At 64.9% G+C, this 19,486-nt stretch carries 26 protein-coding genes and 1 tRNA gene; 20 read left to right on the top strand and 7 right to left on the bottom strand.

From position 1 onward, the window contains the following. Positions 1-29 precede the first annotated feature (29 nt). From ACF8O7_RS02675 to ACF8O7_RS02585, 19 genes are all read left to right on the top strand, one after another. The gene (locus ACF8O7_RS02675; RefSeq protein WP_016449171.1) at positions 30-1,619 is read left to right on the top strand and encodes a glycerol-3-phosphate dehydrogenase/oxidase; all 1,590 of its coding nucleotides are present in this window, start codon (positions 30-32) and stop codon (positions 1,617-1,619) included. A 678-nt stretch (positions 1,620-2,297) separates the two neighbouring features. Continuing rightward, the gene (gene rplN, locus ACF8O7_RS02670) at positions 2,298-2,666 is read left to right on the top strand and encodes a 50S ribosomal protein L14 (protein WP_016449173.1); all 369 of its coding nucleotides are present in this window, start codon (positions 2,298-2,300) and stop codon (positions 2,664-2,666) included. A 10-nt stretch (positions 2,667-2,676) separates the two neighbouring features. Beyond that, the gene (gene rplX, locus ACF8O7_RS02665; RefSeq protein WP_016449174.1) at positions 2,677-2,997 is read left to right on the top strand and encodes a 50S ribosomal protein L24; all 321 of its coding nucleotides are present in this window, start codon (positions 2,677-2,679) and stop codon (positions 2,995-2,997) included. A gap of 10 nt (positions 2,998-3,007) precedes the next feature. Next, positions 3,008-3,547 (top strand): 50S ribosomal protein L5, encoded by a 540-nt coding sequence (gene rplE, locus ACF8O7_RS02660; protein ID WP_016449175.1) that lies wholly within the window; start codon positions 3,008-3,010, stop codon positions 3,545-3,547. A gap of 8 nt (positions 3,548-3,555) precedes the next feature. After that, complete coding sequence (rpsN, locus tag ACF8O7_RS02655) at positions 3,556-3,861, top strand: 30S ribosomal protein S14 (RefSeq protein ID WP_012202967.1); 306 nt, start codon at positions 3,556-3,558, stop codon at positions 3,859-3,861. A 20-nt stretch (positions 3,862-3,881) separates the two neighbouring features. After that, positions 3,882-4,277, top strand: coding sequence for a 30S ribosomal protein S8 (gene rpsH / locus ACF8O7_RS02650; RefSeq protein ID WP_016449176.1), 396 nt, complete (start codon positions 3,882-3,884; stop codon positions 4,275-4,277). A 24-nt stretch (positions 4,278-4,301) separates the two neighbouring features. Continuing rightward, positions 4,302-4,835, top strand: a complete 534-nt coding sequence (gene rplF / locus ACF8O7_RS02645; protein WP_016449177.1) for a 50S ribosomal protein L6 — start codon at positions 4,302-4,304, stop codon at positions 4,833-4,835. 11 nt (positions 4,836-4,846) lie between these two features. Next, positions 4,847-5,212, top strand: a complete 366-nt coding sequence (gene rplR / locus ACF8O7_RS02640; protein WP_012202970.1) for a 50S ribosomal protein L18 — start codon at positions 4,847-4,849, stop codon at positions 5,210-5,212. 15 nt (positions 5,213-5,227) lie between these two features. Further along, entirely contained in the window at positions 5,228-5,749 is a 522-nt protein-coding gene (gene rpsE, locus ACF8O7_RS02635; protein ID WP_016449178.1) for a 30S ribosomal protein S5, read from the top strand. 14 nt (positions 5,750-5,763) lie between these two features. Continuing rightward, positions 5,764-5,946: a 50S ribosomal protein L30 gene (gene rpmD, locus ACF8O7_RS02630; protein ID WP_012202972.1), complete on the top strand. Its 183-nt coding sequence runs from the start codon at positions 5,764-5,766 to the stop codon at positions 5,944-5,946. Between the two features lie 11 nt (positions 5,947-5,957). Beyond that, on the top strand, positions 5,958-6,389 hold the full coding sequence (gene rplO / locus ACF8O7_RS02625) for a 50S ribosomal protein L15 (protein ID WP_016449179.1): 432 nt from the start codon (positions 5,958-5,960) through the stop codon (positions 6,387-6,389). A gap of 24 nt (positions 6,390-6,413) precedes the next feature. Next, entirely contained in the window at positions 6,414-7,733 is a 1,320-nt protein-coding gene (gene secY, locus ACF8O7_RS02620) for a preprotein translocase subunit SecY (protein WP_012202974.1), read from the top strand. A gap of 132 nt (positions 7,734-7,865) precedes the next feature. Further along, positions 7,866-7,979 carry a 50S ribosomal protein L36 gene (gene rpmJ, locus ACF8O7_RS02615; RefSeq protein ID WP_003050535.1) on the top strand — a complete coding sequence of 38 codons (114 nt, stop codon included), beginning with the start codon at positions 7,866-7,868 and terminating at the stop codon, positions 7,977-7,979. 22 nt (positions 7,980-8,001) lie between these two features. Continuing rightward, complete coding sequence (gene rpsM, locus ACF8O7_RS02610) at positions 8,002-8,367, top strand: 30S ribosomal protein S13 (RefSeq protein ID WP_012202975.1); 366 nt, start codon at positions 8,002-8,004, stop codon at positions 8,365-8,367. Between the two features lie 18 nt (positions 8,368-8,385). Beyond that, positions 8,386-8,790, top strand: coding sequence for a 30S ribosomal protein S11 (rpsK, locus tag ACF8O7_RS02605; protein WP_012202976.1), 405 nt, complete (start codon positions 8,386-8,388; stop codon positions 8,788-8,790). A 90-nt stretch (positions 8,791-8,880) separates the two neighbouring features. Then, complete coding sequence (gene rpsD / locus ACF8O7_RS02600; RefSeq protein ID WP_012202977.1) at positions 8,881-9,504, top strand: 30S ribosomal protein S4; 624 nt, start codon at positions 8,881-8,883, stop codon at positions 9,502-9,504. 112 nt (positions 9,505-9,616) lie between these two features. Then, positions 9,617-10,615 (top strand): DNA-directed RNA polymerase subunit alpha, encoded by a 999-nt coding sequence (locus ACF8O7_RS02595; protein WP_012202978.1) that lies wholly within the window; start codon positions 9,617-9,619, stop codon positions 10,613-10,615. Positions 10,616-10,801: 186 nt separating this feature from the next. Next, positions 10,802-11,194: a 50S ribosomal protein L17 gene (rplQ, locus tag ACF8O7_RS02590; RefSeq protein WP_012202979.1), complete on the top strand. Its 393-nt coding sequence runs from the start codon at positions 10,802-10,804 to the stop codon at positions 11,192-11,194. 21 nt (positions 11,195-11,215) lie between these two features. Beyond that, positions 11,216-11,292 (top strand) — tRNA-Met (locus ACF8O7_RS02585). An 82-nt stretch (positions 11,293-11,374) separates the two neighbouring features. Here ACF8O7_RS02585 and ACF8O7_RS02580 read toward each other — a convergent pair. Continuing rightward, entirely contained in the window at positions 11,375-11,692 is a 318-nt protein-coding gene (locus ACF8O7_RS02580) for a hypothetical protein (protein ID WP_203400076.1), read from the bottom strand. Between the two features lie 294 nt (positions 11,693-11,986). Here ACF8O7_RS02580 and ACF8O7_RS02575 point away from each other — a divergent pair, with 294 nt between their 5' ends. After that, positions 11,987-13,492, top strand: a complete 1,506-nt coding sequence (locus ACF8O7_RS02575) for a DASS family sodium-coupled anion symporter (protein ID WP_392442182.1) — start codon at positions 11,987-11,989, stop codon at positions 13,490-13,492. 12 nt (positions 13,493-13,504) lie between these two features. Here ACF8O7_RS02575 and ACF8O7_RS02570 read toward each other — a convergent pair whose 3' ends face one another. From ACF8O7_RS02570 to ACF8O7_RS02545, 6 genes are read right to left on the bottom strand one after another with little or no spacing between them, the layout of a single operon-like run. Beyond that, a complete protein-coding gene (locus ACF8O7_RS02570) occupies positions 13,505-14,092 on the bottom strand; it encodes an alkylhydroperoxidase domain protein (RefSeq protein ID WP_016449182.1) in 588 nt (195 codons plus the stop codon). Continuing rightward, positions 14,089-14,781: a CMD domain protein gene (locus tag ACF8O7_RS02565; protein WP_126311188.1), complete on the bottom strand. Its 693-nt coding sequence runs from the start codon at positions 14,779-14,781 to the stop codon at positions 14,089-14,091. The genes ACF8O7_RS02570 and ACF8O7_RS02565 overlap by 4 nt, the downstream gene beginning before the upstream one ends. Continuing rightward, positions 14,778-15,890, bottom strand: a complete 1,113-nt coding sequence (locus ACF8O7_RS02560) for a putative FMN-dependent luciferase-like monooxygenase (RefSeq protein WP_126311190.1) — start codon at positions 15,888-15,890, stop codon at positions 14,778-14,780. The genes ACF8O7_RS02565 and ACF8O7_RS02560 overlap by 4 nt, the downstream gene beginning before the upstream one ends. Beyond that, on the bottom strand, positions 15,871-17,562 hold the full coding sequence (locus ACF8O7_RS02555) for an ABC transporter ATP-binding protein (protein WP_280047571.1): 1,692 nt from the start codon (positions 17,560-17,562) through the stop codon (positions 15,871-15,873). The genes ACF8O7_RS02560 and ACF8O7_RS02555 overlap by 20 nt, the downstream gene beginning before the upstream one ends. Then, positions 17,559-18,515: an ABC transporter permease gene (locus tag ACF8O7_RS02550; protein ID WP_280047570.1), complete on the bottom strand. Its 957-nt coding sequence runs from the start codon at positions 18,513-18,515 to the stop codon at positions 17,559-17,561. Before ACF8O7_RS02550 ends, ACF8O7_RS02555 begins: the two co-directional genes overlap by 4 nt. Further along, entirely contained in the window at positions 18,512-19,459 is a 948-nt protein-coding gene (locus tag ACF8O7_RS02545; protein ID WP_012202987.1) for an ABC transporter permease, read from the bottom strand. The genes ACF8O7_RS02550 and ACF8O7_RS02545 overlap by 4 nt, the downstream gene beginning before the upstream one ends. Between the last annotated feature and the right edge of the window lie 27 nt (positions 19,460-19,486).

Genomic DNA, 19,486 nt, shown 5'->3' with positions numbered 1-19,486 from the left:
CTTGCCCCACATTCCTTCGTCGAAGATCCATGTCCCTCGCTGCTTCCCCTCTGCCCACCGGCCGCGCCGCCCTGCTGGAACGCCTGGCCCAGCCTGAAACCTACGATCTGGCCATCATCGGCGGCGGTGCCACCGGCCTGGGCGTGGCCCTGGACGCGGCGGCGCGCGGGTTCAAGGTCGTGCTGGTGGAGTCGCATGACTTCGCCAAGGGCACGTCCTCGCGTGCCACCAAGCTGGTCCATGGTGGCGTGCGCTACCTGGCGCAGGGCAACATCGCCCTGGTGCGGGAAGCGCTGCATGAGCGCACCACGCTGCTGCACAACGCGCCCCACCTGGCGCAGCCGCTGGCCTTCGTCATGCCGTCCTACAAGCTGCTGGACACGCCGTTCTACGGCATCGGCCTCAAGATGTATGACGCGCTGGCCGGCAAGGCAGGCCTGGGCGCCACGGAATTCCTCTCGCGCTCCAGCACCGTGAAGTGCCTGCCCACCGTGCGGCAGCAGGGCCTCAAGGGCGGCGTCAAATACTGGGACGGCCAGTTCGACGATGCCCGCCTGGCGCTGGCGCTGGCCCGCACGGCCGCTGCCAAGGGCGCGCTGCTGGTCAACTACTGCCCCGCACGTGAACTGCTGCACGAAGGCGGCAAGGTCGCCGGCCTGATCTGCGAAGACTCGGAATCCGGCCAGCGCTTCACGCTGCGCGCCAAGTGCGTGGTCAACGCCACCGGCCCCTGGGTGGACCTGTTCCGCCAGCAGGACGCCGAGGCCCAGGGCCGTCCCGTCAAGCCCATGGTCGCGCCCAGCCAGGGCGTGCACGTGGTCGTGGACCGCGACTTCCTGCCCAGCGACCATGCCCTGCTCGTGCCCAAGACGGCCGATGGCCGCGTGCTCTTTGCCGTGCCCTGGCTGGGCAAGGTCATCCTGGGCACCACCGACACGCCGCGCAACGACCTGGCGCGCGAACCCCTGCCTTTCCCCGAAGAACTGGACTTCATCCTCACCGAGGCAGGCCGCTACCTCACGCGCCAGCCCACGCTGGCCGACGTGCGCAGCATGTGGGTGGGCCTGCGCCCGCTGGTCAAGCCCCAGGACGACGATGGCGAAAACACCAAGAAGATCAGCCGCGAGCACACCGTCATGTCCAGCCGCACCGGCCTGGTGACCGTCACGGGCGGCAAGTGGACCACCTACCGCGCCATGGCCGAAGATGTGCTCTCCGAATGCTTTGCCATCGGCCGCCTGCCGCACCGCCCCGGTGGTGTCACGGCCCGCCTGCCGCTGGCCGGCGCCCCGGCCGAGTCCGCCGTGCACCACCGCATGAACCAGATCCAGGGCCTGCATTCCTACGGCACGGAAGCCTCGGCGGTGCAGGCGTTGCCGGGCAACGACGAATGGCTGGCCGACGGCCTGAACGAAGCCATGGTGCGCTTTGCCGCGCGCTTCGAATACGCGCGCACCGTGGAAGACGTGCTGGCGCGCCGCAGCCGCCTGCTGTTCCTCGACGCGCGCAAGGCCGCCGAAGTGGCCCCGCGCGTGGCGGCCATCCTCCAGGAGGAGCTGGGACACGACGCCGGCCTGGCGGACTTCATGCCGCTGGCGGCGCAGTACCTGCCTGCCTGATCCTGTCCATCTCCATGCACAACGCCCTGCAGCGCAGGGCGTTGTGCTTTCTGCGTAAGACGCTTGCGCCACGAATGATTGTCAAAATTGATGAATATATGTACTCGATTGGTTTTATGAATGAGAATGCGGTTCATGGCGCCCAGCTTCAGTGCCAGTGAACAGCAGCCAGCACAAGGCTGACGAGGGAGGGAAGCAAAAAGAAAGCGCTTGAAAGTGCGTTTTCCGCAGGGCAAGGGCCGCGCCCAAGCCCGACGCGGTGGCCCCAAAGCCGCTGCGCGGTCTGTGCCGTCGTCGGCGCGGTCCGTCCGCAGCCAACAATTGCGTTGAGTCTGCCACCCTTTGCCGAGCCCGCGTGGCTCGGCTTTTTTATGGGCGTCTCCGGTGGCATGGGCCGATCGGGAGACCCGGGCGGCCCCTCGGTTGCCGGCGCCCTTGTGGGCGTTGCGCAACGCTGCCGGGCAGGGGCGGGAAAAGTCGCTAAGGGTTTGACGCGCAAAGGAATTTCTGGGACAATCCCATGCTTCACGTGAAAATCGTGAAGTTATCTGCCCAGTGGAAGCGCCGAGAAATGGTTTTCGGCGTGGACGACGGGCCCAAGACTGACTGGCTGCTCGCGGCCCTTGAGAAGACTCTGGGGCTGTCGGGTGTTTGCTGGAGCAAGTTGGGAATATTGAAATGATCCAAACAGAATCTCGGTTAGAGGTTGCCGACAACACCGGCGCGAAGTCTGTTCAGTGCATCAAGGTGCTGGGCGGTTCTCATCGTCGCTATGCGAGTGTTGGTGACATCATCAAGGTGAGCATCAAGGAAGCTGCACCGCGTGGACGCGTCAAAAAAGGCGAGGTCTACAGCGCGGTCGTGGTGCGCACGGCGAAGGGTATTCGCCGCGCTGATGGCTCGCTCGTCAAGTTCGACGGCAATGCCGCCGTGCTGCTGAACGCCAAGCTGGAGCCTATCGGCACCCGCATCTTTGGCCCCGTGACTCGTGAACTGCGCAACGAAAAGTTCATGAAGATCGTGTCCCTGGCACCTGAAGTTCTCTAAAGGAAGCACCATGAACAAGATTCGCAAGGGCGACCAAGTCATCGTGCTGACCGGCCGTGACAAGGGCAAGCAAGGCGTGGTCTCGGCTCGCAAGGACGACTCCCACCTGCTGATCGACGGCATCAACCTGGTGAAGAAGCACGTCAAGCCGAACCCCATGAAGGGCACCACCGGCGGCATCGTGGAAAAGGCCATGCCTATCCACCAATCCAACGTGGCCATCTTCAATGCAGCGACCGGCAAGGCCGATCGCGTGGGCATCAAGGTGCAAGCCGACGGCACGCGCGTTCGCGTGTTCAAGTCCAACGGCGCCGAAATCAAGGCGGCCTAAGGGGTAACACATGGCACGACTGCAAAAACTGTATCGCGAAAAGATCGCGGCTGAACTGAAGGAAAAGTTCGGCTACACCTCCACCATGGAAGTGCCCCGCCTGACCAAGATCACCCTGAACATGGGTGTGAGCGAAGCCGTGGCCGACAAGAAGGTGATGGACAACGCCGTGGCCGACCTGACCAAGATTGCTGGTCAGAAGCCTGTGGTGACCAAGGCCAAGAAGGCTATCGCCGGCTTCAAGATCCGCGAAGGCCAGGCCATCGGCTGCATGGTGACCCTGCGTGGCGTTCAGATGTATGAATTCCTGGATCGTTTCGTCACCGTGGCTCTGCCCCGCGTGCGTGACTTCCGTGGTATCTCCGGCCGTTCGTTCGACGGTCGCGGCAACTACAACGTCGGCGTCAAGGAACAGATCATCTTCCCCGAAATCGAGTACGACAAGGTGGACGCTCTGCGTGGTCTGAACATCAGCATCACGACTACGGCAAAGACCGACGACGAGTGCAAGGCACTGCTCGCCGCTTTCCGTTTCCCCTTCAAGAACTGAGGTGGCGCATGGCTAAAGTTGCATTGATTCAGCGCGAACTCAAGCGCGAAAAGCTGGCGGCCAAGTACGCTGCCAAGTACGCAGAACTGAAGGCAATCGCCGCTGACGCAAAGCGCAGCGACGAAGAGCGCGACGCCGCTCGCCTGGGCCTGCAGAAGCTGCCCCGTAACGCGAACCCCACTCGCCAGCGCAACCGCTGCGAGATCACGGGTCGTCCCCGTGGCACCTTCCGTCAATTCGGTCTGGGCCGCGCCAAGATCCGTGAACTGGCCTTCGCTGGCGACATCCCCGGTGTCACCAAGGCCAGCTGGTAAGCAAGCAGGAGAGATTAAACATGAGCATGAGTGATCCCATCGCTGACTTGCTGACCCGCATCCGCAATGCACAAATGGTCTCCAAGACCACCGTGACGGCTCCTTCCTCCAAGGTCAAGGTTGCCATCGCCCAGGTGCTGAAGGATGAAGGCTACATCGACGGCTTCCAAGTGAAGACCGACGCTGGCAAGTCCGAACTCGAAATTACCCTGAAGTACTACGCCGGCCGTCCGGTGATCGAGCGCATCGAGCGCGTGAGCCGTCCCGGCCTGCGCGTGTACAAGGGCCGCGACGCAATCCCCCAGGTCATGAACGGTCTGGGCGTGGCCATCGTCACCACTCCCAAGGGCGTGATGACGGATCGCAAGGCACGCGCCACCGGCGTGGGCGGCGAAGTGCTGTGCTACGTGGCCTAACGGACATTAAGGAGAAATACTGAAATGTCTCGCGTAGCAAAGACTCCCGTGGCCATCCCCGCAGGCGTGGATGTGTCCATCAAGGCTGACCAGATCAATGTGAAGGGCACCGGCGGCACGCTGTCGCTGGCCCAGAACGTTCTGGTGAAGATCTCCAACAACGAAGGCAAGCTGTCTTTCGAGCCCGTCAACGACTCGCGCGAAGCCAACGCCATGAGCGGCACCATGCGTCAGCTGGTGAACAACATGGTGGTGGGCGTGAGCAAGGGCTTCGAGAAGAAGCTGTCGCTGGTCGGCGTGGGCTTCAAGGCTTCGGCCTCTGGCGCCAAGCTGAACCTCGCGATCGGCTATTCGCACCCGGTGAACTTCGAAATGCCGGCCGGCATCACTGTTGCCACCCCCACGCCCACGGAAATCGTGGTCAAGGGTGCTGACCGCCAGGCCGTTGGCCAACTGGCTGCTGAGATCCGTGCCGTTCGTCCTCCCGAGCCCTACAAGGGCAAGGGCATCCGTTACTCGGATGAGAAGGTCGTGATCAAAGAGACCAAGAAGAAGTAAGGAGCTGCATTATGTTGACCAAGAAAGAGCAGCGTCTCCGTCGTGCCCGCCAGACCCGCATCCGCATTGCACAGCAAGGCGTGGCACGTCTGAGCGTGAACCGTACGAACCTCCACATCTACGCAAGCGTGGTGTCGGAAGACGGCACCAAGGTGCTGGCTTCGGCCTCGACTGCCGAAGCCGAAGTGCGCACCCAACTGGGCGCCATCGGCAAGGGTGGCAACGTGGCTGCCGCTACGCTGATCGGCAAGCGCATTGCCGAGAAGGCCAAGGCTGCAGGCGTGGAGAAAGTGGCTTTCGATCGCGCTGGTTTCGCATACCACGGCCGCGTGAAGGCTTTGGCAGAAGCCGCTCGTGAAGCCGGCCTGCAGTTCTAAGCGGAGCGGATAGAAATGGCAAAGTTTTCTCCCAAGGTGCAAGACGAAGGTCGTGACGACGGTCTGCGCGAAAAAATGATCGCGGTGAACCGCGTCACCAAGGTTGTGAAGGGCGGTCGTATCCTCGGCTTCGCTGCACTGACCGTGGTTGGCGACGGTGATGGCCGTGTTGGCATGGGCAAGGGCAAGTCCAAGGAAGTGCCTGCAGCCGTGCAAAAGGCGATGGAAGAATCCCGTCGCAACATGATCAAGGTGTCCCTGAAGAACGGCTCGATCCATCACACCGTGATGGGTCAGCATGGCGCAGCATCCGTGATGCTGAACCCCGCTCCCAAGGGTACCGGCATCATCGCCGGCGGCCCGATGCGCGCCGTCTTCGAAGTGCTGGGCATCACCGACATCGTGGCCAAGAGCCATGGCTCGTCGAATCCCTACAACATGGTCCGCGCGACTTTTGACGCTCTGAAGAACTCCACGACCCCTTCGGAAGTGGCAGCCAAGCGCGGCAAGTCGGTTGAAGACATCTTCACCGCCTGATCGGAGTCAATCACATGACAACGCAACAAACCGTGAAGGTGCAACTGGTGCGCAGCCCCATTGGCACCAAGGAATCGCACCGCGCCACCGTCCGTGGCCTGGGCCTGCGCAAGCTGAATAGCATCAGCGAACTGCAGGACACGCCTGCTGTGCGCGGCATGATCAACAAGATCAGCTATCTGGTCAAAGTCCTCTGAAAGGATTGATGATGGAACTCAATAGCATCAAGCCTGCAGCAGGTGCCAAGCATGCCAAGCGCCGTGTCGGCCGCGGCATCGGCTCCGGCCTGGGCAAGACTGCCGGCCGTGGTCACAAGGGCCAGAAGTCGCGTTCGGGTGGCTACCACAAGGTGGGCTTCGAAGGCGGTCAAATGCCTCTGCAGCGCCGTCTGCCCAAGCGTGGCTTCAAGTCGCATCTGCTGAAGTTCAACGCAGAAGTGACCCTGTCCGCTCTGGAACAGCTGGGCCTGGCCGAAGTCGATCTGGCAGCTCTGAAGCAAGCCGGTCTGGTTGGTGAAATCGCAAAGGTGGTCAAGATCATCAAGAGCGGTGAAATCAGCAAGGCTGTCAAGCTCAACGGCATCGGCGCTACCGCCGGCGCCAAGGCTGCCATCGAAGCTGCCGGCGGCAGCATCGCCTGATTAATGATCTGAAAGAAGACATCCGTGGCTACTAGCGCAGCTCAAATTGCAAAAACCGGAAAATTCGGCGATCTTCGCCGCCGTCTGGTTTTTCTGTTGCTCGCGCTGGTCGTTTACCGCATCGGGGCTCATATCCCCGTGCCGGGCATCGATCCAGCGCAGCTGCAGCAGCTGTTCAATGGCCAGCAGGGCGGCATTCTCAATCTGTTCAACATGTTCTCGGGTGGGGCGCTGTCGCGCTTCACGGTGTTCGCACTGGGGATCATGCCGTACATCTCGGCATCGATCATCATGCAGCTCATGACCTATGTGGTCCCTACATTCGAGCAGCTGAAAAAGGAAGGTGAATCGGGTCGTCGCAAGATCACCCAGTACACCCGCTATGGCACTCTGGGCCTGGCGATTTTTCAGTCCCTGGGAATTGCCGTGGCTCTGGAAAGCTCCGCAGGTCTGGTTCTGAGCCCCGGTTTCGGCTTCCGCCTCACGGCGGTGGTCAGCCTGACGGCCGGCACCATGTTCCTGATGTGGCTCGGTGAACAGATCACGGAACGTGGTCTGGGCAACGGCATTTCGATCCTCATCTTTGGAGGTATCGCCGCAGGTCTGCCGAGCTCCATCGGTGGTCTGCTGGAGCTGGTGCGCACCGGTGCCATGAGCATCCTGGCCGCGATCTTCATCGTTCTCGTGGTGGCAGCCGTGACGTACTTCGTCGTGTTTGTCGAGCGGGGACAGCGCAAGATCCTGGTGAACTATGCGCGTCGTCAGGTGGGTAACAAGGTGTATGGCGGTCAGTCTTCGCACTTGCCGCTGAAGCTGAACATGGCGGGGGTCATTCCTCCCATCTTCGCTTCCTCGATCATCTTGCTGCCGGCGACCGTTGTGAACTGGTTCAGTGCAGGGGAATCCATGCGCTGGCTGAAGGACATTGCTAGCACGCTGACCCCCGGTCAGCCGATCTATGTGATGCTCTACGCCACCGCCATCATCTTCTTCTGCTTCTTCTACACGGCCCTGGTGTTCAACAGCCGGGAAACCGCCGACAACCTGAAGAAGAGTGGTGCCTTCATCCCCGGGATCCGTCCCGGTGACCAGACGGCCCGCTACATTGACAAGATCCTGGTTCGCCTGACCCTGGCTGGTGCGGTGTACATCACATTCGTGTGCTTGTTGCCCGAGTTCCTGATCCTGAAGTACAACGTCCCGTTCTACTTCGGTGGTACATCACTGCTGATTATTGTGGTGGTGACCATGGACTTCATGGCCCAGGTGCAGAACTACATGATGTCGCAACAGTACGAATCGCTCCTCAAAAAGGCGAACTTCAAAGCGACACTTGGCAATTGAACTAAGTGATGGGCCTGGCCGGCGGTGCCGGCGGGTCCAGTAAGAGTTAGTAGACGCCCATTCGATCTATCCATCGCGGGCATGTTTCCCGGTCGATAGGCCGTAACGGATGTAGAGTTTTAGGAGAATGAAATGAGAGTTTCGGCTTCGGTCAAAAAAATCTGCCGTAACTGCAAGATCATCCGCCGCAAGGGTGTGGTGCGAGTGATCTGCACGGACCAGCGCCACAAGCAGCGCCAGGGTTGATAGGAAAGTTTGAGGACGAATAATGGCACGTATCGCTGGCATTAACATCCCGCCGCATCAGCACGCTGAAATCGGCCTGACCGCTATCTATGGGATCGGTCGCACCACTGCACGCAAGATCTGCGAAGCCGCTGGCATCGCATATTCCAAGAAAATCAAGGAACTGACTGACGGCGATCTGGAAAAGATCCGCGATCAGCTGACTTCCCTGACGCTGGAAGGTGATCTGCGTCGCGAAACAACGATGAACATCAAGCGTTTGATGGACATCGGTTGCTATCGCGGTTTCCGTCATCGTCGTGGCCTGCCCATGCGTGGTCAGCGTACCCGCACGAATGCACGTACCCGCAAGGGTCCGCGCAAGGGTGCCGCGGCTTTGAAGAAATAAAGAGATTGAAAGATCACTATGGCTAAGTCTCCCGCAAACAACGCTGCACAGCGCGTTCGCAAGAAAGTCCGTAAGAACATTTCGGACGGCATTGCCCACGTGCACGCTTCGTTCAACAACACGATCATCACCATCACCGACCGCCAAGGCAACGCTCTGTCGTGGGCCTCGTCGGGTGGCCAGGGCTTCAAGGGTTCGCGCAAGTCGACTCCCTTCGCTGCCCAGGTGGCTTCGGAAGTGGCTGGTCGTGCTGCCATCGAACAGGGCATCAAGAACCTGGACGTCGAAATCAAGGGTCCCGGTCCCGGCCGTGAATCCTCGGTTCGCGCCCTGGGCGCCCTGGGCATCCGCATCACTTCCATCGCGGACGTGACGCCGGTTCCCCACAACGGCTGCCGCCCTCAAAAGCGCCGTCGTATCTAAGCTTTTTCACCAAGCCCACCGCCGCCCAGATGTGTAACATCGCGGGCGGCTCCCGTGCTTGTGCACGGCAGATGACACAAAGGAAATCAAGTGGCACGCTATATCGGCCCCAAGGCCAAACTCTCCCGCCGTGAAGGCACTGACCTGTTCCTGAAGAGCGCACGTCGCTCGATCGCCGACAAGTCCAAGTTCGACACCAAGCCCGGTCAGCACGGCCGCACTTCCGGTCAGCGTACTTCCGACTTCGGCCTGCAGCTGCGTGAAAAGCAGAAGGTCAAGCGCATGTACGGCGTGCTGGAAAAGCAATTCCGCCGCTACTTCGAAGCCGCCGACAAGAAGAAGGGCAACACCGGTGCCAATCTGCTGTCGCTGCTGGAGTCGCGTCTGGACAACGTGGTGTACCGCATGGGCTTCGGCTCGACCCGCTCGGAAGCGCGTCAGCTGGTGTCGCACAAGGCCATCACGGTCAACGGCCAATCCGTCAACATCCCTTCCTACATGGTGAAGGTGGGTGACGTGGTCGCCGTGCGTGAAAAGTCCAAGAAGCAGGCCCGCATCGTCGAAGCCCTGCAACTGGCTGGTCAAGTCGGTTTCCCCGCATGGGTGGAAGTGTCGGCCGACAAGGCTGAAGGCACGTTCAAGAAGTCGCCTGACCGCGACGAGTTCGGTGCAGACATCAACGAATCCCTGATCGTTGAGTTGTACTCGCGTTAATTCCGCGCAGCGACATTTCTGTAAAACCGTCCCCCAGCCGCGAGGCATCGCGCTGGGGTGCTTCACCAGCCTTACCGGTGTAACGAGCCGGGGGTATTGAGAGGAAGTCTGCATGCAAACCAATTTGCTGAAGCCCAAGACGATCAATGTCGAGCAGCTTGGCCACAATCGCGCCAAAGTTGTTCTGGAGCCGTTTGAGCGTGGCTACGGCCATACGCTGGGCAATGCCCTGCGCCGTGTCCTGCTCTCGTCCATGGTGGGTTACGCAGCGACGGAAGTGACGATTGCTGGTGTGTTGCACGAGTACTCGTCCATTGACGGTGTCCAGGAAGATGTGGTCAACATCCTGCTGAACCTCAAGGGTGTGGTGTTCAAGCTGCACAACCGCGACGAGGTCACGCTCTCCCTGCGCAAGGATGGCGAAGGCGTCGTGACGGCGCGCGACATCCAGACGCCCCACGACGTGGAAATCATCAACCCTGATCATGTCATCGCCAACCTGTCGCAAGGCGGCAAGCTGGACATGCAGATCAAGGTCGAGAAGGGCCGCGGCTATGTGCCCGGCAACGTGCGCCGCTATGGCGACGAGTCCACGAAGTCGATCGGCCGCATTGTGCTGGACGCTTCGTTCTCGCCCGTCAAGCGCGTGAGCTACGCCGTCGAATCGGCCCGCGTTGAACAACGCACCGACCTCGACAAGCTGGTGGTGGAGATCGAAACCAATGGTGCGATCACTGCCGAGGACGCCGTGCGCGCCTCCGCCAAGATCCTGGTGGAACAGCTCGCCGTGTTCGCTCAGCTGGACGGCGGCGATATCGCCAGCGTCTTCGATGCTCCGGCCGGTGGCCGTGGTGCCGCAACCGCCTTTGATCCCATCTTGCTGCGTCCCGTGGACGAGCTGGAACTCACCGTGCGTTCGGCCAACTGCCTCAAGGCAGAGAACATCTACTACATCGGCGACCTGATCCAGCGTACCGAAAACGAGCTACTCAAGACCCCCAACCTGGGTCGCAAGTCGCTCAACGAGATCAAGGAAGTCCTGGCTTCCCGCGGTCTGACGCTGGGCATGAAGCTGGAGAACTGGCCGCCTGCTGGCCTGGAAAAGCGCTAAGCACTATAATTGCGGGCTCTCCTTTTTGGAGAGCCTCAGTGCCTCGGGCAGTACCTGATACGGCTGCCCGAATTAATCAACAACTTGCGCAAATTCGGTTGAGGCAAGCTGCAGATCCGGTAACGGGTCCAGGCTTGCATCCTTGTTTGCGCAAGCCCTAATTACATATTTTAGGAATAAAGCACCATGCGTCACGGTCACGGCCTCCGCAAACTCAATCGCACCTCTTCGCACCGCCTGGCGATGCTGAAGAACATGATGAATTCGCTCATCGAGCACGAAGCCATCAAGACCACCGTTCCCAAGGCCAAGGAACTGCGCCGCGTGATCGAGCCCATGATCACCCTGGCCAAGGTCGACACCGTTGCCAACCGCCGCCTGGCATTCGACCGCCTGCGCGACCGCGACAGCGTGACCAAGCTCTTCAACGAGCTGGGCCCCCGCTTCGCAAAGCGTCCTGGTGGCTACACCCGTATCCTGAAGATGGGCTTCCGCGTGGGCGACAACGCCCCCATGGCCTTCGTGGAACTGGTCGAGCGCGCTGAAGAAGGCGCCGCCGAAGCCAAGGCAGCTGAATAATCTGCTATAATTTTGGAATACCGCGCGATGGAGCAGTCTGGTAGCTCGTTGGGCTCATAACCCAAAGGTCGGAGGTTCAAATCCTTCTCGCGCAACCAAATTGAAAAGGGCTACGACAACTGTCGTAGCCCTTTTTTCATGCCCTCGCGCCAGGGCAAAGGCCAGGCAGACAGCCCGGCATCAGCCGCCCAGCTGGTTGCCGATGCGCTGGCCCAGCCGCAGGCGCACGCGGTGGGCGATTTCCTGGGCGGCATCGGGGCTGAGCACCTCGCTGATGTGCAGCAGCTCGGTGTAGTGCATGTACAAGAGGCCGCGCAGGGTCTTGAAAGCGGCCTCGTGGCCGCCGCCGCAGACGCTGGCGTCATCGGCCAGCACGCGCTCCACCACGCCGGCCTGCAGCAGCGGGATCTTGCAGATGACGGCGTGGCGGGCGATCTCCAGGTCGATCTCCTGGAGCCGGCATTCCCATTCCTCGGGCAAGAATCGGTTGGCTGGCATGTCGGCTTTTCTCCTTTTTTCACTGCATGGGTACACCGGGGCGAAAGGCACCCGGTCTGGGGATGCTGTCATGTGAGCGGGGCTCGGTGGCCTGGGTCGCCAGGTTTACTGGCCCGGCCTTGATGCCTGTCAAACTTCGGTGGCGCAGGCGCCCGCTGGAAGCCGGGCTCATGCTGCACTGCATCATGATGTCAGTCATGCGGCGCGGCCGCCAGTGCCCGTGCAGGCTGGTGGGCTTTTGCTCCCGGCAGGCCATGCTCTCTCGGCGCCGCTCCGGCAACGCAAAGGATCCACATGCTCGAGAAGATTGCCTCGCTGTTCCGCTACTTCAAGTCGGCCGTGCCGTTCCGGCTGGTGCCGGCGCTGATCGCCACCGCCGTGCTGTTCGGGCTGCTGCTGGTGCCCGTGCCCGAGGGGCTGACGCCCAAGGCCTGGCAGCTGGTGGCCATTTTCCTGACCACCATCGTGGCCATCATCCTCAAGGTCATGCCCATTGGCGTGATGGCCTTGATGGCCATCGTGATCGTCTCGCTGTCCCAGGTCACGTCAGGCTCGTCCAAGGGCGCAGTCACCGATGCGCTGAGCAGCTTTTCCAGCCCGCTGATATGGTTGATCGTGGTGGCCATCCTGATCTCGCGCGGCCTCAAGAAGACGGGGCTGGGCAACCGCATCGGACTGATGTTCATCGCGCTGCTGGGCAAGCGGACCATCGGCATCGGCTACGGCCTGGCGATCTGCGAGCTGGTGCTGGCACCGTTCACGCCCAGCAACACGGCGCGCGGCGGCGGTATCGTGCACCCCATCATGAAGTCCATCGCCAATGCCTTCGAGTCGGACCCGGCCAAGGGTACGCAGGGCAAGGTGGGCACCTATCTGGCCCTGGTCAACTACCACGCCAATCCCATCACCTCGGCCATGTTCCTGACCGCCACGGCGCCCAATCCGCTGGTGGTGGACTTCGTGGCCAAGGCCACGGGCCAGGCCCTGCACCTGAGCTGGACCACCTGGGCGCTGTACATGCTGCTGCCGGGCCTGCTGTGCCTGCTGCTGATGCCGCTGGTGATCTACCTGCTGTCGCCTCCCGAACTCAAGGCCACGCCCAATGCCGTGGAGTACGCGCGCAGCGAGATGGCCCGCATGGGGCCGCTGTCGGGCAAGGAGCGCGTGATGCTGGGCACCTTCGGCCTGATGCTGCTGCTGTGGGCCAACGTGCCGCAGATGCTGTTCGGGCCTGCCTTCACGCTGGACCCGACGGTGGTCGCCTTCCTGGGCCTGTTCGTGCTGATCATCACGGGCACCATCGACTGGGATGACGTGCTGTCCGAGAAAAGCGCCTGGGACACGCTGGTGTGGTTCGGCGCCCTGGTCATGCTGGCCGAGCAGCTCAACAAGCTGGGCGTGGTGTCCTGGTTCGCGGTGGGCATGAAGAACGCCATCGTCGCCAGCGGTCTGGACTGGCTGCCGGTGGCGGCCATCCTGGTGGGCGTGTTCGTGTTCTCGCATTACCTGTTCGCCAGCACCACGGCCCACATCAGCGCCATGATGCTGGCCTTCCTGACCGTGGGCGGGCAGCTGATTCCGGCCGACTATGTCGTGCCCTTCATGCTGATGATGACGGCCGGCTCGGCCATCATGATGACGCTGACCCACTACGCCACCGGCACTTCGCCCATCATCTTCGGAAGCGGCTATGTCACGCTGGGCAACTGGTGGCGCGTGGGCGCGGCCATGTGCGTGATCGAGCTGCTGGTCTTTGCCGTGGTCGGCAGCGCCTGGTGGAAGCTGCTGGGCCTGTGGTGAGGGCGAAAGCCCTCATGCGGTGGTCCGTGGCTCGCCCAGCGACAGCATGAGCCGGTTGGCCCAGTTGAAGAAGGCCGTGCCGTGCAGCACATCGGAGATGGCGGCATCGTCCAGGCCGGCGGCGCGCAGCGCATCGATGTGGGCGGGCTCCAGCGCAGGCGGCGTCTGGGTCAGCGCCACGGCCGCCGTGACGATGGCGTTCCAGCGCGGCCCCAGGTCCGTGCCCGGACCCTCGTCGAGCAGGCGCTGCACGTCGCCGCCCCGGCGCGAGAAGTGCGTGGCAAAGCGCGCATGGACCGAGGCGCAGTAGATGCAGCCATTGGCGCGCGAGGTGGCAGCGGCCGCCAGCTCCCGCTCGGCACGCGGCAGGCCGGCGTCGGGGTTGTAGAAGATGTCCTTGTCGGTGCGCGTGCGTGCGCCCAGCGTGTCGGGGTCGCGCGCCAGCAGGCGGAAGTAGGGCGACTGCGCGCGTGAGGCATCGACCAGGCCTGCATGGTGGCGTTCGGTCAGCTCGCTTTCGTCCAGCGGCTCAATCCATGGCAGCCAGTCGAGCTGTTCCTGGGTGAAGACCTGGGGAGCGGCGGAGTTCGTTGAGGTCATGGCTGGGCTTGCAGGGTGGGTTGATGGGCTGCCGGGGACGCGGGGCGTGCAGTCAGCACGCGCAACCCCGCGACCACGCGGATCTGGAAGGACAGGAAGGACGCCAGCTGGGACACGATGACGATGTCCGTCTCGCTCCAGCCCGCCTGTTGCAGCGCCTGCAGGGCCCCGGCGCTGGCGTCGCGCGGGTGGTAGGCCAGCAGGTGCGCATGGGCCAGCGCCGCGGCCAGGCGCGCGCCCAGCAGCGCGGCATGGGCCGGGTCCACGGCATAGGCGGGGCCGCTCTGGTCTTCGCGGCTCAGCGGGCCTGCCGGGTAGCGGCCGTACGGCCCGTGCGGGCCGCTGCCGGGCTGAAGGCTTTGTGCACGGCCCCGCACGACTTCGGATGCCACGGCGGCAGCCAGTTCCGCATCTTCGGCCGCCAGCGCCTTCGCATAGAAGACGGCGCTGCGCGGCTCGCCATGCAGCCCGGCCGTGAAGGCGGCCAGGGCCAGCCGCTCGCGCAGCGAGACCGTGCCGGGCACGGGCTCGGCGGGCGTGAACAGGGCGGCAAAGCTTTGCTGGGCCTGCGTGCGCGCCTCGGTCCGGTGGCGGCGCACGCGGTCCAGGGCGCTGCCGGGGGTGATGCCGGCGAGGTGGTCGATGACGTCGTCCGGAAAACGGGGCTGTACGGTGGTGTTCATGGTCATGCGGCTTGCAGCAGTCCGGCCCGGGCTGCGGGGAGGGAAGAGGGTGCCTGCAGATCTGCACGGCGCCAGCCCAGGGCTGGTGCCACATGGGCGGCCGTCAGCTCGATGGAGCGCAGGATGGCGTCGTGCGGCGGGTCGATGGAATGCACCTGGAAGACGATGTCGCTCACGCGCGCCAGCGCCGTGTCGGCGCGCAGCGAGGCGATGACCTCGTCGGGCGTGCCCACATGCACGTCGTAGGCGGCGATGAGATCGGCCAGCGGCGCCTGCGGATCGACGCGGGCCGCCCACTGCGAGGGCTGGGCGGCATGGCGCCGGGCCACGCGGCGCAGGCCGGCCTCGGCCCAGCGCAGCGCATCGTCTCGGCGGTCGGCCACGAACAGCGTGCGCGAGCCCAGGATGCGCGGCGCCCGCCCCGCGGGCAGGCGGGCAAGGTAGGCGTCGATGATGGGGTTCTGGATCTCGGACAGCGTGGCCTGCGGCGCGCCTTCGGGCCGTGGCTGGGTGCGCGACAGCATCAGGCCGTCGCCGTTGGCCCCGGCCCGCGCGCCGCCCTCGGCCGAGAACGTGGCCTGCCAGACGCGCTCCAGCAGCTGCGGCGCGGCCGGGTACAGGTGGACGCCACCGGCCAGCGCGCGCCCGGCCCAGGCGTCCTGCAGCACGCCGAAGTTGCGCGCGAAGACGGCGCCGCGCTCGGCGCCCTGCACGCCAAAGGCCTCGAAGGATTCGGCCGTGCCGCCCGTGCCCAGGCCCACCTCCAGGCGGCCGCCGGTCAGCAGGTCCAGCACGGCCGCATCCTCGGCCACGCGCAGCGCGTTTTCCAGCGGCAGCGTGATCACGCCCGTTCCGATGCGGATGCGCCGCGTGCGCGCCGCCACATGGGCCAGGAAGACGAAGGGCGAGGGCAGGCCGCCCTCGCTTTCATGGAAATGGTGCTGGGCGACCCAGGCCGAGTCGAAGCCCTGGGCCTCGGCATGGGCGATCTGCTCGGCCACCAGGCGGTAGCGCTCGCCGGCCGGCGCATCGTCGAGCAGGCGGCTGAAGAAGCCCAGGCGCGGGCCGGTGCGGGAGCCGTGGCCACGGTTGGTATCAGGCGGGGTGAGGGACAAAATCAATGCTCCTTTTGCCGGGAATGGCGTCCATGAGTTCACGCGTGTAGTCGCTGGTGGGGCGCTGGAACACCTCCTCCACGCTGCCCGCGTCCACCACCCGGCCCGCGCGCAGCACCGATACCGTGTCGGCAATCTGGCGCACCACGGCAAGGTCGTGCGAGATGAAGAGATAGGTCAGCCCCAGGTCCTGCTGCAGCTGGGCGAGCAGGGCGAGGATCTGCGCCTGCACCGTCACGTCCAGGGCCGATACGGCCTCGTCCAGCACCAGCACCTGCGGCTGCAGCACCAGGGCGCGCGCAATCGCCACGCGCTGGCGCTGGCCGCCCGACAGCGCATGCGGGCGTCGCGGCAGCACGGCGGCCGGCAGGCCCACGCGCTCCAGCATGTCGTGCACGCGCCGGCGGCGCTCATCGGCCGGCAGCGGGTCGAAGTTCAGCAGGGGCTCCTCGATGATGTCGAACACGCTCTGGCGCGGGTCCAGCGAACTGAACGGATTCTGGTAGACCAGCTGCACGCGGCGGCGCAGCTGGCGCAGGGCCTCGCCGCGCAGGCCCGTGACCTCGGTGCCTTCGATGCGGATGCGGCCCGCCGTGGGCCGGCCCAGGCCCACGATGGCGCGGATGGTGGTGGTCTTGCCCGAGCCCGACTCGCCCACGATGGCATGCGTGCTGCCCCGGCGCACGCGCAGCGACACGCCGTCCACGGCGCGGAAGATGCCGCGCCCGTGGGCCGAGGCATGGCCTGGCGCCGCGAACTCGTGCACCAGGTCCTCGACCTCGATGGCCCAGTCATCGGCGGTGGCGGGCCTGGGCGTGCGGCGCGGCGCGGGCGCCAGCGAAGGCGCATCGGCCAGCAGCCGCCGCGTATAGGCGCTTTGCGGATTGCGCAGCAGCTCCAGCGTGGGGCCCTGCTCCTGGATGCGGCCGCTCTGCATGACGACCAGGCGGTGCGAACGGTCGGCCGCCACGCCCAGGTCATGCGTGACCAGCAGCACGGCCGTGCCGGTCTCGCGGCGCAGCGCGTCGATCAGGTCCAGGATGCGCCGCTGCACGGTCACGTCCAGCGCGCTGGTGGGCTCGTCGGCAATGATGAGGGCGGGCCGCAGCGCGATGGCGATGGCGATCAGCACGCGCTGGCGCATGCCGCCCGACAGCTCGTGCGGATACTGGCGTGCGCGCAGCGCGGGCTGGGACAGGCCCACGCGGGCCAGCAGCTCCAGCACGCGCGCCTGCACGGCCGTGCGGTCGCGCAGTCCGTGGATGCGCAGGATCTCGCCCACCTGGTCGCCCACCGTGCGCACGGGGTTCAGCGACATGGTGGGGTCCTGCGGCACCAGGCTGACCACGCGGCCGCGGATGGCGTTCCAGCGTGCGGCCGGCCACTCCGACACCTCGGTGCCCTGCAGGTGGATGCTGCCGTGCTCGCGGTGGCCGTTGTCGGCCAAAAGGCCGATCACGGCCTGCGCCGTGGTGGTCTTGCCCGAGCCCGACTCGCCGACCAGGGCCACCACCTCGCCCGGCGCCACGGAAAACGACACGCCGTGCACCACGCGCTGTGCCTGGCCTGCGGCATCGCGGTAGGCCACGGCCAGGTCCTGCACTTCGAGCACGGGGGCGGTGGTTGCCACCGCTGGTGCGGCGTGGATGCGTTCCTCGATGGCGGCGCTCATGCAGGCCTCCGTGCGAAGGCCGTGGCGATGCGGTTGGCCGCCAGCACCACGGCCACCACGATCAGGCCCGGCGCCGTGGTCAGCCACCAGGCGGTGGCGATGTAGTTGCGGCCCTCGGCGATCAGCAGCCCCCATTCGGGCGTGGGCGGCGGCGCGCCGTAGCCCAGAAAACCAAGGGTGGAAATCGCAAGGATCGCCGAGCCGAACTGCAGCGCGGCCATGGCGATGACCGAGGTCAGCGAGTTGGGCAGCACATGGCGCCACAGCACGGCGGCAAAGCGCCCGCCGCTGCCAAAGGCGGCCTCCACGTAGTCGGAGCGGCGCACGCGCACGACCTCCGAGCGCACCAGGCGCGCGAAGCTGGCCACCGAGACCACGCCCACGGCAATGGCCGCGTTGATGGTGCCAAAGCCCAGCACGATGATGATGGTCAGCGACAGCAGCAGCGAAGGCACGGCCAGCAGCACATCGACCAGGCGCATCAGCGCATCTTCCGTGCGCCCGCCCGTGGCCCCGGCCAGCAGGCCGATCAGCGTGCCCACGGCCAGTCCCACGCCCACGGCCACGAAGGCGCCCGACAGCGAATGCACGGCGCCATGCACCACGCGCGCCCACAGGTCGCGCCCCAGCGCGTCCGTGCCCAGCCAGTGCGCGGCGCTGGGCGCCAGCAGTTGCTGGCCGGCCTGGCCCGCGATCGGGTTCTGGTGGGCAAACCAGCCGGGCGCCAGCGCCCACATCGCGGCCACGGCAATCACCAGCCAGGCCAGGGCCAGCGTGGGCGGCAGGCGCTTCAGGGATTGCAGGCGGGCCGGCAAGGCGAAGCTGCGGCGCGGGGCGGCTGGCGCAGGGGCCGGTGACGACGCTGGCAGCGCCGTGGGAATGGGAGTAGGAGTGGGGGGCGCGGCCTGGGCATCCAGGGCCGGGGAAAGAGCGCTTGAGACGGCAGTGTTCATGGCCGGTTCTCCACGGAATGGCGCAGGCGCGGATCAAGCAGCGGGTACAGCAGATCCACGGCGAGGTTGATGAGTACGAAGGCGGCGGCCGAGACGACCACCACGGCCTGGAGCACGGCCGTGTCCTGGTTGCCCACGGCCTGCTGGGTCAGCGTGCCCAGGCCGTTGAGGCCGAACACGGCCTCCGTCACCACGGCGCCGGCCAGCAGCTCGCCGAACAGCACGCCGGCAATGGTCAGTGTGGGCAGCAGGGCATTGCGCGCCACATGGCGCAGCAGCACCCAGCGGCGCGAGGCGCCCTTGGCCCGCGCCACGGCCACGAAGGGCTGGGCCAGCACGGCGTCGATATTGCGCAGCAGCACCTGGGCCAGCGGCGCCGAGATCGGCACGGCCAGGGTCAGCGTGGGCAGCACCAGTCCTTCCCAGGGGCCGGGATTGATCACGGCGATCCAGCCCAGGCGGAACGACACCACCTGGATCAGCATGATCCCCAGCCAGAACACGGGTACCGAGACAAAGACCGAGGGCAGCGAATACAGCGCGTTGCGCAGCCAGGCAAAGGGCGCCAGGCTGGCGGCCGCCGCCAGCGCCACGGCCAGCAGCGCGGCTGCGGCAAAGCCCAGGGCCGCGAGCTTGAGCGTGGGTGGCAGGCTGGTGGCCAGGCCCTGGCTCACCGGCACGCCGGCCTGCAGCGAATAGCCGAAATGGCCCGTGAGGAACTGGCCCAGTGTATGCAGGTACTGCTGCCACACGGGCTGGTCCGAGCCGTAGGCGGCGCGGATGTCGGCAATCTCCTGCGGGCCCAGGCCCAGCTCGGGGTTCAGAAACTTGATCAGCACGGCGTCGCCCGGCAGCAGCTGCAGCAGGATGAACGAGACCGTGAAGGCCGCCCACAGCACCAGGGCGGCCTGGGCGATGCGGCTGAGCAGATAGCGGCGCGGCATGGGAGCGGTTCCTCAGGGAGCGTTCCG

It is taken from the genome of Delftia sp. WSY_16, assembly GCF_043104415.1.
GTDB classification, from domain to species: Bacteria; Pseudomonadota; Gammaproteobacteria; order Burkholderiales; family Burkholderiaceae_C; genus Comamonas; species Comamonas tsuruhatensis.
This window is presented reverse-complemented; position numbering and strand designations above follow the sequence as displayed.